This window comes from Pedobacter sp. KBW06 (genome assembly GCF_003852525.1).
In the GTDB taxonomy this organism is placed as follows: Bacteria; Bacteroidota; Bacteroidia; order Sphingobacteriales; family Sphingobacteriaceae; genus Pedobacter.
On sequence record NZ_QAJL01000001.1, the window covers coordinates 152137 to 165342 of the forward strand.

Consider the following 13206-nt stretch of genomic DNA (forward strand, 5'->3'; position numbering starts at 1 on the left):
TTCATTTAGGACGGCTGGAATATCCAAGTCACTTAGATAATCATAAGTTATATCATTTTTAATGATATACGTTCGGCTATGCTCCTTTACAAGAACTCCTACGCGAAACCATTATCTCAGCATCAAAAACGGTCTACGATAGATTTCCTTATTTTAACTTGAGAAAGCAAGCTATTGAATCGTTCATACACCTAAAATGTAAAAACTACATATTGAGGAGCCTAGCTAAATTTAAAAATAATTATTTATACGCAATAACCTAATTCCATATTCAAAATCAAAATAAACTTTTCACAAACAGTTTATCTGAAATATCTATTCATAAAAAATTACATTATTTCGAATAGTTTTACATAATTTCAAAACTTATTCAAATAATATGGCTTACTGGTGGGTTAATCAAGGAAAATCTTTTAAAGTAGAGCACGAAGGTGGCTTTATTTGGGCACCATTTACAAACAAATACACCGACAAAACTCAATTTCATTGGACGAATGTCTCGGAAGTGCAAGAAGGTGATATTATATTTTCTTACATCGACAAATACATTAGAAAAGTTGGTGTCGCTCTCCACGGTTACTATCCATTTCAAAAACCGATAGGCTACAGAGACGAATGGTCTGATGAAGGGATGAGAGTCGATGTTGAATATTATCCTCTTGAAAATTGGTTATCGATTGAAGATATTTTCTCGTCAACAAGCCAGCTATGGACAGAGACTGGAGGCCCCATGCCGAAAAAAGGTGATAAGTCAAATCAAGGGTATTTATTTTCTGTTCCGCAAGCAGCTGGAGACATCATACTTCAAAAGCTCAAAGTTCCAAACATTAAAAACATACCTATCCTTTCACCAAAAGCCCAAAAAACGACCAAGGAAGCATTGGTAAAGATTAGAGTTGGGCAAGCAAAATTTAGAGACGATTTAATAAAAAGATGGTTTGGCAAATGTGCTATTACCAATTTCTCTGGTGTAGATCTTCTTGTGGCTTCTCATATTAAACCCTGGGCAATTTGTGAAGACGATCGTGAAAGATTAGATCCAGATAATGGTTTACTGTTAAGCCCAAGCTACAACGCCTTATTTGATAGATTTCTGATCTCCTTCGATGAAACAGGAAAAATAGTCAAATCAGAGCGAATAGAATGGGATGATTTAAAGCTTTTAGATGTCCAAAAAGAATCAAAAATAGTCGGATTGACTCCTGGGAATAAGAAATATCTCAAATATCATTTGACCAAATTAGATGAACGAAAAAGATAAATTACCGATCAATTTAATCACGTCTTCACTCAATAGCATATCTACTTCTTATAAATTCTATTGGTTTCTAGCTTTACTTGAAGAAACAGGCGCGGGTCGTTTTGTCATTCAAAAGAAAGCTCTATTTGCTAGCATGATTGCAAATGCATGGTACCCTATCAATTATTTTCATTTAAATTTCGGCAAACAAGACCAGCTTCAAAAAGCAATTGCAGAGCTAATTGTTACTGAAGGTTTATCTATCGATGTCAATAAAAACACCATCATTGCATCATTACTCGCAAGCAAAAATCCAGTTACAATTGAAAAATTGAAGCACTTTGATAATGAAGTTCCACACCGCTTTTTAAGCCCCTGGTTTCCTATGCTAAAAGGCCGTAAAGATCAAATATACCTTGAATCTCATGATGTAAGTACCAATAGTTTGTATGCTATTGATAAAAATGAAATTACCATCCATATTCAATGGAGATCTTATCTCGAGGAAAATTCTGGAATATTAAAAAGCTTTTGTTATTGGAATTTAGCATCATATGTTCAAAAGCGTAACCCTAATGTTCCAGAAATTCTAAATAAATTAATAAAATCCCCAAAGAGGAAAAGCTTAAACAAGCACCGCAAAGAGTTTTGGGACCTTGTGATTAAACATCATGGCCCGATTAAATGCATATATACACAAGATCTGCTGAATATAGATGAATACGAAATAGATCATTTTATACCATACGGCTTCGTCTCACATGATCTAATTTGGAATTTAATACCAGCCAGCAAAAGTTTTAACAGTAGTAAAGGGGATAAACTGCCAAAATTTGAGGACCATTTTGAGGCCTTTTATAATATGCAAATCCTGGCGCTTGAGACTATATTTAAACTTTACCCTCAGAATAAATTTTTACAAGAGTATCTAACTATTATTCCAGATTTAAGCCTAGTCAACAAACAAGACAAAACGGTTATAAAAGAGCTTTTCGGAAATAATATCAATCCCTTATTGACCATTGCCAGCAACAACGGATTCGAATATATGTAATATTTTCAGTCGTTTACAAAACGATCGCTTGGTTCAAATATGACCTAAATCTTTCACTGTTATAATCATATATGATATAGGTAACTATTGCTCTCCCAACATAATTCAAAGAAGACTTTCCATACAACTCTCCTTCCCCCAAATCGTGTTTCATTTTAAATTCAAGAGTCAAGAGTTTAAGATCTTTACTAATTATCCCTAAGTTCATTAAATTGTAATTTAAATCACTCAGCTGGATTGAACTGTCAACTAAAGAATTGTAAATGGTTTGGTCAATACTTTGCTTCCCTATTATGTAGTAAAAACGTTGATAAGCCAAAATAAGGTCTGCAATATACGCACGCTCAACTATAGCACAACATCTAAAAAAGGTATGCCGACTTAACTTTCCAACAATATAAATTCTAAACAAGTTACCCAACATTTCTGCTTTTACAGTCTCATCTAGTTTTTCAAGTAGGAGCATTAACTGTTCGAAGATTCTACCGCTCTGATCCTCATTATTTAACTTTTCCAAAAAAGCTTGTCTTTCTTCTAGATCGATGTGCTCAAGTTGTTGTAAAAATCTGAGGACATTAAGCTTAATTTTACGCTCGCGAAGTGTGTTGCCAAACTTGTAAAATGCTCCAATGGTGTTTAAAAGCGGTATATTCTTTAAGATATCATCCTCCATAAACTCATCTAAGCCCATCTCGGCATATTCCTTTACCAAGTCTATAATTTCCTGAGAGCCAATGGCCATTTTCATAGCATTAATAACACTGTTCATATCCCAATAGTAACGATTAACACCTCTCTATTATCCATAATTATAATTTCAGCTACCAAAGTTTACAACCTAAATATTGATTCATCTGTTCACATTATCATTCAACGTCTTTAAGGTTGCTAATCAATTGATAAGTTCCAAGGACAGCAGCTCCGTCAAAATCAAAGAATTTTTGTTTAACCAATAGCATTTGATATTTCATAGGCAGATAACCACCCCATTTAGAAAACGACATTACTTGAGGTTCTGCATAAAGGTAATTTTCAAGATGAAAATCTAGGTCTTCCATCACTGGCGATATCAAGTTGATTGAACTCTTGAGGTCAGCATCTCCAATCGGAATAGTAAAAGAACTCGAATCGTCATTATATCTAGCAATTATTCCACTCATAGCCCATAAAAAACCAATCGTTCTATTGATCATAGTTCCATTAAAACTATAAAAAACACTTTCTTTAAGGCCTACTTCCAAAGGTCTATCTACCTTCTGGCACTGTATATTGAAAACTGAGAATTCTTTCCTTAATTTTTTAATTTCCAAAGCACTTTCTTCATTCAGCACTTCATAGTCGGCCTCACTATAAAGAATCTCCAACATTTTTTCTCGGATTTTTGGATGAACATCTCCTCCTGAGCCAAAAAACAAGGGTTTCTTCCCGTCAGCGGTTGGAACAACTTCTATCTTCTTGGCATCATGATCTACAAATTTAATCTTCCAAATCTTTGCCGCCAGTAGAATATTTTCATCCTCCTCTACTTGAGGTGAGTATGGAATCTGTCCAATTCCATTCCCAGAATTCAGTACTTTATAATATTCCTCAGATTTAAAAACGGTATAAAAATCACGGCTATTTACAAGCTTCTCCCCTTCTATACCAATAATCACTTCATACCTTAACTGTTCCAACAAATCCTGCTGAATCAAATGCTCAATGATCTCTTCAATAACCGCAACAGGAATCATCCGAAAGCTGTAATTATTACTCAGTTTTTTGACCAATTCCAGCTTAAGAATTCCGGAATGTTCCTTAGTAATGGAAAGTGCCTGATGTAAGAGAATATCATAAGGAAAGTCATTAACTTGAGGTGGCTCAATAAAACCTTCCAAATAAAGTAACCAACTTGCCAAAGATTGAAGCAGGCTCCACGGCTCCGTTGCATACAACAATAAACTACTTTTTGCCCCCTCTCGCCTTCCACTTCTGCCTACCCGTTGTATTAAAGAAGCAATGCTATGGGCAGCATCCACCTGTACAACCTGATCTACTGAACCAATGTCAATTCCCAATTCTAAAGTCGAAGTGCAACTAATGGTGAAATTTCTACGCATTTTGCTTTTAGCGAACTCCTCAACATATTCTCTCACCTGCTTATCTACAGAAGAATGGTGTGAAAAATAGTTGGCATGTCCTCCTACTCTTTCTGAGATTTTAAGCAATTTGACCGCAACTTCCTCGGCCTTCCCTCTACTGTTAGGAAAGATTAGAACTTTACTGTCCCTTGTTTCTTTATACATATCTTTGAAAAGATCCAAGGGCAATTCATTACCTATTTGTCTAAAAAAACGAAATTCAGCATTCAGTTCTTTAGATGCCTTATCTCTTATGACTATAGTCCGATCTACCTCACCAGTAAACTTTTTCGCTTCCTCAAAATCTCCTAGCGTTGCAGAAAGCCCAACAATGCTAAAGGAAGTTTCGTTTACCTCTTGCAACCTTGATAATAATGATTTTAACTGAACGCCACGATCAGAACCTATGAAAGAATGGATTTCATCTATCACTACGTACTTCAACTGCGAAAACAAATGTTTTACATTGTAGGGTCGATTAACAAACATCGCTTCCAATGATTCAGGAGTCATAAGCACAACTCCTTGGGGATCTTTTATCAGCTTTTCCTTTAATGTTTTGTTCGCTTCACCATGCCATTTGGTGACTAAAACTTCCATATCTTTACAAAGATCTTCCACCCTCATAAACTGGTCATTAATTAACGCGATCAAAGGTGAAATGTATAAAACCATCACTCCGGGATCGCTGAACTTTAGCTTCGAAAGTATAGGAAGAAATGCAGCTTCGGTCTTACCAGAAGCTGTTCTCGAAGCTAAAATATAATGCCTATCATCCTGTGTGATTCTCTGTATTGCAGCCGCTTGTATTGGTCTTAGATCCTCCCAACGTTTGTCCCTCACGTATTTCCTTATGGGAGCAGACAATAAGTCGAAGGCACTCACAGCTCTTCAATTCCATCAATCAATACATCATCAGGACGCTCATCAGAAATTTGTATTTCTGCAAATAGCCTATTCTTATCTAAACCAGGATTCTGTCTTAGAATATTTAGGATATTCAAGAAATCCCTAATGACCTCCCTCGGTGTTAAAAATTCAGCTGCCCCTGGCTTATTGAATATTTCTTCCATGAACTGGAGCATATCCTGATCATTAATATCTATTTCAGTTTTGTAGTTAAAATCAAAAATAGCTTTCAGTTTTTTAAGCAACACAAAAATTTCATTGTTGTCTAATGGTAACAACCGAATCACAGGTTGTGCAAAATCGCGGATATCCGCTGTTTCAAACTTATTGGTTTCTAACCTTGTTTTTAATGCATTATAACTAAACAACCCCCTACGTTCGTTTTCTAAAAACTCTTTAGTGCCGGCAAAATTGAAAAATAGGTTTTCTATTTTCCCTTGAAAACAATCGTTATAAATGCTCAATATCTTCTCATAATTTTTCCCCCGCATAGCAGAGGTAGAAATTTTATATAAGTTAATCGCTTCATCAAGATTGATCATAAATCCACTATATCCCATACTCACAAATAGCTTACAGAAGTTTTTAAGCATATCGTAGTAATTGAGATCATTGATTACTTCACGCACGCCAAGATCTTGTCGGGCCTCCGTCTTAGTAGAATATTCTCCCTTAAGCCATTTCAAAGCATTTCTACGAAGTAATTCATCGTCGTTGATGTATCCTTCATAATATTTCATAACAACGGTACCAAAATCAAAACCACCAGCATCCGTCAACTCATTTATAGTCTTCATGATGGCTGTTTGAATAAGGGGGAGATAAGTCTTATCTCTTACTACCATTGGTGAAATGTTATTCTCAGCAGCTGTTTTTGTGATGACTTGTTCTATCCATTTTTCCATCAATGTAGGCAATGCGCCACCTTCGGGTTTGGTTTGAATAGCAATATTATCCATAATTGCGGTATATAGCGCGACACCTTTACCATCATTTGAATACAATCTATTGTCAGGTGTAAAGTCTGCATTGGCAACCACAAATTTCTGTTTCAAGGCAACCGTGTTCAATAGGTGTAGGATAAAAGATTTTCCAGAGCCAAAATCACCAATCCAGAATTTCACCATGCTATGGCCATTCTTAACATCTTCCAATGCAGATACTACTGCATTAATTTCTTCTGATCTACCTACCGTGATATGCTGTACGCCAATTTTTGGCACCACCCCACCAATTAATGAATTAATAATGGACGTAGCTTCTTTAGGTTTAATATTTTCTATCATGAGGCTAAAATGCTTTTATAATATGTTTCGTAAATAATGTAGTTGTCTTCTTCCTCTTCAATCAAAACATCATCAATTGTTTCATAACAGGTTTCATTAATCCCCTCTACCAATTGATTTTTAAACAATCCTTTCTCTTTCGCTATACGTTCTATTTCTTGTTGAGGAACAACAAAATTATTTTTCGCAAAATGTAAGATGATTTCTACTTGAATGGCAGTCAATGGTAAGGTTTCTATGAAAACACAATGCTGAATAGGGGCTTCTATAACAATGAGGTCAGGAATAACAACCTTAGTATCATCTTCTGTGTCTTCTTGAAGGTATTTATTTAACAATTCCACTGTACCAGAGTGTCTCTCATTGATTGCCGCAATTGCATTAGGATCCAATTGTATAGTTTTCCTTTTCCTTGAAAAAACAGAAGGAACAGCCAGCAATGCACTATTAAGATCTTGGTTCGAAATCAAATCCCTTACAATCGTCTGAAAGGCTTCGACTTGCTCCTTAGTCTTAAAAATGTTCTTCTGCGCCGTCTTGGTCAATTGTCTATTGTCAAATGCTATGGATTGTAAGTCTGAATGAATGTAATAGATATAAAGTATGAGAGCGATCTGCGGATCATGGGCAGCAATAAATTTTGAAGCTTCAAAGTAAATCATCTCTATAGCAGGATTGCTGGCATTTAGCTTCGCCAGTTTAAGAATGCCCGCAAGGTACTTCTTCGGTTCATGTTTAAATTCAGAACAGATCTCTTCAAAACGTAATTTCCACCTATTGGCATTCTGGGTATATAAGGCAATATTTGTTGCTTCATCAGGCATATCAACACGTGGCACCCATATAGGTAGCATTTGCAAAACCTTTGACGTTAGGCGTGCATGATATGCGTTGTTAATTTCTTCATCACCATAGTCCACGTCGGTGTTGATCTTCCTTGTATGACCATAATGTGCTCTCAGTGCATTTTCAGCATGTTTAAACAAATTAAAGTAGATCTGATCCAGAGTAGATAAAAGCGTGTATTTGTAATTGTAATCATTCATTCCGTTAGCGAGGTGCTTTCTGGTGATCATATCCGCAAGTGTATTGAATTGCACTTCTAAAACGGTTCTTTCCTTTGCATATTTATAAGCAAGATCATCCAGAATCAACACAAAAAGTTTCACGATTTCCGCTCTACAGAAAGGAATACTGCTAAAATTATTATCAGGGTACCACATTCTATTCAGAATCGTGGTCTGTCTCTCTGTTAAATTTAATGAGATTCGGTATTCCTCACCTAGCCTACCTGCATAGGTCGGCTCAAGATTCACCGGATTGGAATAGACAATTCTTTCTCCTTCGCCTCCAACATCAATAATCGATAGATCCTGCTTTTCCATGTGTAGAACGTCCTTTAATTACATTTATGATTATTTTTATTTACATCAAATGAGTCATGTCTATGGCAACTAAAAACTCAAAAAAAATGAGACCGATTTCTCAAGTTGGAAAATCAGCAAAGGAGGATCTGCTGAAAAATGGATGTAGTTGGATGAAATTTATCATTATTTGAGCGCAAGGATAAAAAGTTATCAGATTATCAATTAAAAAGATAAAATGACCTTTTCAAATCTTGCAATTTTATTTCAAATGATCAATATAAAAATGAAATAATTTAACACAAAATATTCTTAAAATCGTAAATAATAAATAAGCACTTGTCACTTTCAGAAGTTTTATGCCATTTTTTTATAATTTATTCCTAGTGTACAGATTTCATTAAACGATCCTCCTATGAGATCAAATTCAATATGGTAAAATTTTGCATAGCTTAGTCATTTCTATCTTCTCAATAGCCGATTAACACCTAACATACCGGTGTTTAGCGAACTTGTCTGCCATAAATAGTTTAGAACTAGAACCCTCCCACAACAAACTGAATAAATCAAAAGATTGCCAGATTCAGAGCATGATGTATCATATCATGAATTACAATAATAACACTACTGAAAAACCAGCGGATCCGGCCTGTTCTTCCTCATTCTAAAATTCCTAAACAAATCCTTCTCATCCAATTGAAAATAAAGATTATTACTCAACAGATAATCCATATCCATCCCTGGCGCCATTCCAAAACAATGCCCCGGCCAGATCAGCGTATCCTTACTCAGCTGTTTCTTCAAATACTGCACAGAATCATATAAATCATCCACATCCGTTTCACTGCAACTCCCTACCCCTTCAATAAAGATCGTATCTCCTGTAAAGCAATTCCCGTTAATCAGATAACACATACTTCCTGCCGTATGTCCTGGCGTCAATAAAGCAATAACTTCAAAACCAGCGACCACAATCTTCGATAAATGCTTCAACTGAACCAGGTTCAAACAACTGAAATCATATTCCTTCACTTCCACTGCCGACATATACACCGGCACCCCATACTCCCTTGCAAATTTCCCGGACAGGTTAACATGGTCCTTATGGGAATGCGTCAACATTACCCCTTTCAACGCAATCTTATGCTCAGACAAATACCCATCAATCAACTCATAATCCCAGGCGGGATCTATTAAAATACCTGTTCCCTGATGATGGATCAGGTAACATTGATTTTTCATCACATCATTCGAAACGCGGAAAACTTCTACTTTCATTCTTTCTCTTAAATTTTAAAATATAGCTCCATGTCCCTTCAAAAGAAAGAACACGGAGCATACCATTACTTAATCCGGCAACAAGTGGCCAATCTGTCTGTTGAGTGCTTCGGCATAATAATATCCGCCAACGGCGATATCAAAAATTGCCATTCCCATTGGGTTGAACATCACTACATCTGTGGCTTTGCGGTTCAGCAATCCTTTTCCGCCCAATACCTGATCAATCGTCAGCGTATCACTTTCCTGTAGGCCCTTTTTCAGGTGCATATTTTCGATATCTGTATTCTGGCGACAAACCTCTTCCCAGTTATCAACCACAATCGTATCCATATAATCCTGCATTTCTACCGTATAATCTCTTAAAGAAACATTCAGCTGCAGAGAACCTTTTTTAGGTGCCTTATCAATATAAGGCGCAGAGGATACCGTGCAGGTCACGAAAATATCCGAGTTCAGGTAACAATCTTCCCAGGAAGAAACCAGCTCTACCTGATCCCTGATTCCGGCATCAATTACCGATTTATCAATCGGATTCAGGTCGTGGATCAATACCTGATCCAGTGAATCCCCTAAAATCGCAGTGATCATTTTCAGGTGCGTCTGACCAATCGGGCCAAAGCCATTGATCCCCACTACCAGCTTTTGATCTGTGGCGATTCCTTTCAGGTATTCCTTTACCAGTAAGCCAGAAACTGCGGCAGTTCTGATCGCACTTACCGCGGCCGTATTGATCACACAGCGCGGGATGCCCGAGTCATGTTCATTCAAAATCGTCACCGAGTTTGCCCTTAGTTTCCCCTGGTAAATGTTGTCGGGAAAACTGGCAATCCATTTGATTCCTGCCCATGGGGTAACGCCACCAACATACGCCGGCATGGCGATGATCCTGTTTTGGGCAGCTCCGTAGCGCAGGTAAGGCTTTACGGGCTGTGAATAGTCTTTCTTGGAAAGCATTTCTACCGATTCCCGGATCACTTCCACAATTTTATCCCAGTTTACGCCAACTTCTTTAATATTATCGGCATTCAGATATAACATAATTTTTAATTTTAGCTTGTTTAATTTTAATCGTTTAAATTTTATGCAACAGCAGCAGGTTCCACGAGTTTTTCCGCTAAATCTGCAGCCCAGTCCTTATTGTAAATCGTATCCAGATAAGTATGTCCTTTATCCGGGAAAATCAGCAGGGAACGACCCTCAGCACCATAAATTTTCGCGTAATTCTTAGCCGCCAGGTACACCGCACCTGAGGAAGCTCCCGCAAAAATGGCCTGCTCGTTCAGCAGTTCAGAACAACCTCTGATGATGTCGAGCTGGGTCAGGATCACCACATCATCAATCATCGCATTTTCAATAATCGGAGGAACCTGGCTCGCCCCAATTCCGGAAATAAAACGCTTCACAGGTTTCGCGTTGAAGATCACCGAACCTTCTACATCCACGCCGATGATTTGAATTTCCGGACGTTGTTTTTTCAGGTAAGAGGAAATTCCGGTGATCGCACCGCTGGAACTTACCGCGATAAAGATGCGGTCCAGATAATCAAAGGAGTTCATAATCTCATCCGCAAGCCCCTGGTAACCTTTGTAATTGTTAGGATCAGCATATTGATCGGCCACGAAAGAATTGGGAATTTCAGTGTGTAACCGGTCTACCGTTTGGATGCGGTTCAGCAGGTATCCCCCGGTGTAATCCCTTTCCGTCACTTTAACCACATCATAAGAGATCAGGTTCAGCAGGTGCTCATAGGCAGAATTGATATTCGGGTCGATTACAGGGATAAAACGGAGTTTGAGGATTTTGCAGATCGAGGCCACAGAGATGGCAAGGTTGCCCGAGCTGGAAGCAATGATGGTGGTGTCCTCATTGATTTTTCCGTCCTTTATGCCATTGTAGATCAGACTATAAGAAGCACGGTCTTTGGAGCTTCCGGTAAAATTATTGTATTCCAGTTTAGCAAACATGCTGATGTCATCCTGCTTCAGTTCAATAAGGGGAGTGTTGCCAATAAAGGCTGATAATTTTTCAAGTTTCTTTAACATAGGGAATAATAATTAAATTAGGGTTGATGTATATTTTTCTTAGTTTTTCATTGAAAGTTTTCTTCACATAGGCGAGCGCGTTTTAGTTTAAGGGGTATCTTGGTTTTATATTTAGGTTTAATTGAGGAATTGCATCTCGCTAAGGTTCTTATAAAGGCCGCCATGCACACCGATCAGCTCCTGATGCGTGCCTTCTTCTACAATCCTTCCCTTATCGATGACAATAATTTTATCTGCCTGTCTGACCGTAGCCAGGCGATGTGCGATCACGATGGAAGTCCGCCCCTCCATCAGTTTATCCAGTGCATCCTGAACAAGCTTTTCGGACTCCGAATCCAGGGCGGAAGTCGCTTCGTCCAGAATCAGGATCCTTGGTGCTTTGAGCACTGCCCGGGCAATGGCAATCCGCTGTCTTTGTCCGCCGGAAAGCTGGATGCCCCGCTCTCCCACAACCGTATCTAAGCCGAGGGGGAAACGTTTGATAAACTCCCAGGCATTGGCCTTTTCTGCCGCTGCAATAATTTCTTCGGTTGTTGCCCCATTCCGTCCATAACCGATATTCTCCCCGATCGTTCCCCCAAAAAGGAAAACATCCTGCGGAACAACGGCAACCTGCATTCTCAGGTCAGAAAGCGGAATATCCGTGCCCTTTCTTCCGTCAAAGCTGATTTCACCTCCAATGGGATCATACAGTCGTAAAAGCAGGGAAACAATCGTGCTTTTACCCGCACCACTGGAGCCTACGATGGCAACTTTCTGTCGCGGTGCAGCCTCAAAGGAAACGCCTTGCAGCACCTTGATGTCTGCCCGGGATGGATAATGAAAATGAATGTCTTTAAAACTGATTGCTCCGCGAAGCAAATGCTGAGGGGCAACCGTACTCAGGTCTGTGAGTGGTTCTACGGGTTCTTCCAGCAGGTCGAACAGGTGTTTGGTGGCACCGATACTTTTCTGCAGCGCCGTAAAGACTTCGGCAAGTCCGGTAATTGCAGTGGCGACAAATACCGAATACAGCAGGAAGGAGAAAAGGTCCCCGGAAGCCACACCTGTAGTTACCCCCCGCCAGATCACCGCCACGAGGGTTCCAAAGATGCCGAGAATCACGAAGGAAGTAAAGAACCCGCGCTGTGTACCGCCTTTCATGCCCAGTTTCGCCACCTCATTGGTATGCTCCCGGTAACGTTTCATCTCCCTGAATTCGCTCACAAAAGCCTTCACACTGAAAATCCCCTGGAGGGTTTCTTCGACAATGGTATTCGATTCTGCTACTTTATCCTGCACCTGCATGGCGTATTTACTGATAAAGCGTCCAAAGATTTCCGAAACGATCACCATCACAGGCAGCAGCAGCAGCATGAAAATCGTCAGTTGAAAGGAGGTCATGATCAGGAGTACCAGACCACCGATCACTACCACCAGCTGACGGATCAGCTCTGCCAGGGTATTGTTAAAAATTTCCTGTAACAGGGTGATGTCTGAAGAAATCCGGCTGCTCAGCTCGCCTACCCTGCGCTGAAGAAAAATGCGCATCGGCATTTTAATCAGGTGGTTATAAACACTCTGACGAAGGGCTGCAAGGGTCTTCTCGGTAACGTTGACAAACAATACGACCCGAAAGAAGGAAAATATGGCCTGTGTAACGAGGATAGCTAGCAGCCACCAGCCGATATGGGTATTTTTCCCGGAGTCCAGTGCCGCTTTACCGCCATTGATCAGCTCGCCGAGCAACTTTGGAAAAGCAAGTCCGGAAACACTGGTTAGGATTAAAAACAACAATCCGCCGCCAAATTCCAGCCAATAGGGTTTCACATAATGAAATAAGCGGAACAAGGGCTTCAGGGAAGTTCCCCGCTTATCTTTATCTTTTATTGAGGTTTGCATGTCTTAAACATTTTTTTGTGAATGATTCG

The 13206-nt window shown here is 39.0% G+C and carries 10 protein-coding genes; 2 read left to right on the forward strand and 8 right to left on the reverse strand.

Annotated elements, in window-relative coordinates:
• The first annotated feature begins 379 nt into the window (after positions 1 to 379).
• Together DBR43_RS00730 and DBR43_RS00735 are read left to right on the forward strand one after the other, a co-directional pair.
• Entirely contained in the window at positions 380 to 1261 is an 882-nt protein-coding gene (locus tag DBR43_RS00730; RefSeq protein ID WP_124576965.1) for an HNH endonuclease, read from the forward strand.
• Positions 1245 to 2294, forward strand: a complete 1050-nt coding sequence (locus DBR43_RS00735; protein ID WP_124576967.1) for an HNH endonuclease domain-containing protein — start codon at positions 1245 to 1247, stop codon at positions 2292 to 2294. The genes DBR43_RS00730 and DBR43_RS00735 overlap by 17 nt, the downstream gene beginning before the upstream one ends.
• Before the next feature lie 13 nt (positions 2295 to 2307).
• Here DBR43_RS00735 and DBR43_RS00740 read toward each other — a convergent pair whose 3' ends face one another.
• From DBR43_RS00740 to DBR43_RS00775, 8 genes are all read right to left on the reverse strand, one after another.
• Entirely contained in the window at positions 2308 to 3063 is a 756-nt protein-coding gene (locus tag DBR43_RS00740; RefSeq protein WP_124576969.1) for a hypothetical protein, read from the reverse strand.
• Between the two features lie 97 nt (positions 3064 to 3160).
• Positions 3161 to 5257 (reverse strand): DEAD/DEAH box helicase, encoded by a 2097-nt coding sequence (locus tag DBR43_RS00745; protein WP_199756924.1) that lies wholly within the window; start codon positions 5255 to 5257, stop codon positions 3161 to 3163.
• 38 nt (positions 5258 to 5295) lie between these two features.
• The gene (locus tag DBR43_RS00750) at positions 5296 to 6609 is read right to left on the reverse strand and encodes an ATP-binding protein (RefSeq protein WP_124576974.1); all 1314 of its coding nucleotides are present in this window, start codon (positions 6607 to 6609) and stop codon (positions 5296 to 5298) included.
• Positions 6606 to 7994, reverse strand: coding sequence for a tellurite resistance TerB C-terminal domain-containing protein (locus DBR43_RS00755; RefSeq protein WP_124576976.1), 1389 nt, complete (start codon positions 7992 to 7994; stop codon positions 6606 to 6608). The genes DBR43_RS00750 and DBR43_RS00755 overlap by 4 nt, the downstream gene beginning before the upstream one ends.
• Before the next feature lie 603 nt (positions 7995 to 8597).
• Positions 8598 to 9251, reverse strand: a complete 654-nt coding sequence (locus tag DBR43_RS00760; RefSeq protein WP_124576978.1) for an MBL fold metallo-hydrolase — start codon at positions 9249 to 9251, stop codon at positions 8598 to 8600.
• Between the two features lie 69 nt (positions 9252 to 9320).
• A complete protein-coding gene (locus DBR43_RS00765; protein WP_124576980.1) occupies positions 9321 to 10292 on the reverse strand; it encodes a 2,3-diaminopropionate biosynthesis protein SbnB in 972 nt (323 codons plus the stop codon).
• Between the two features lie 41 nt (positions 10293 to 10333).
• Positions 10334 to 11296: a pyridoxal-phosphate dependent enzyme gene (locus DBR43_RS00770; RefSeq protein ID WP_124576982.1), complete on the reverse strand. Its 963-nt coding sequence runs from the start codon at positions 11294 to 11296 to the stop codon at positions 10334 to 10336.
• Between the two features lie 117 nt (positions 11297 to 11413).
• Positions 11414 to 13177 (reverse strand): ABC transporter ATP-binding protein, encoded by a 1764-nt coding sequence (locus DBR43_RS00775; protein WP_124576984.1) that lies wholly within the window; start codon positions 13175 to 13177, stop codon positions 11414 to 11416.
• Positions 13178 to 13206: the final 29 nt, after the last annotated feature.

Bases quoted from the DNA above. Each gene is read 5' to 3' on its own strand.
- DBR43_RS00730 (WP_124576965.1), top strand. From the start codon at position 380: ATGGCTTACTGGTGGGTTAATCAAGGAAAATCTTTTAAAGTAGAGCAC.
- DBR43_RS00735 (WP_124576967.1), top strand. From the start codon at position 1,245: ATGAACGAAAAAGATAAATTACCGATCAATTTAATCACGTCTTCACTC.
- DBR43_RS00740 (WP_124576969.1), bottom strand. From the start codon at position 3,063: ATGAACAGTGTTATTAATGCTATGAAAATGGCCATTGGCTCTCAGGAA.
- DBR43_RS00750 (WP_124576974.1), bottom strand. From the start codon at position 6,609: ATGATAGAAAATATTAAACCTAAAGAAGCTACGTCCATTATTAATTCA.
- DBR43_RS00755 (WP_124576976.1), bottom strand. From the start codon at position 7,994: ATGGAAAAGCAGGATCTATCGATTATTGATGTTGGAGGCGAAGGAGAA.
- DBR43_RS00760 (WP_124576978.1), bottom strand. From the start codon at position 9,251: ATGAAAGTAGAAGTTTTCCGCGTTTCGAATGATGTGATGAAAAATCAA.
- DBR43_RS00765 (WP_124576980.1), bottom strand. From the start codon at position 10,292: ATGTTATATCTGAATGCCGATAATATTAAAGAAGTTGGCGTAAACTGG.
- DBR43_RS00770 (WP_124576982.1), bottom strand. From the start codon at position 11,296: ATGTTAAAGAAACTTGAAAAATTATCAGCCTTTATTGGCAACACTCCC.
- DBR43_RS00775 (WP_124576984.1), bottom strand. From the start codon at position 13,177: ATGCAAACCTCAATAAAAGATAAAGATAAGCGGGGAACTTCCCTGAAG.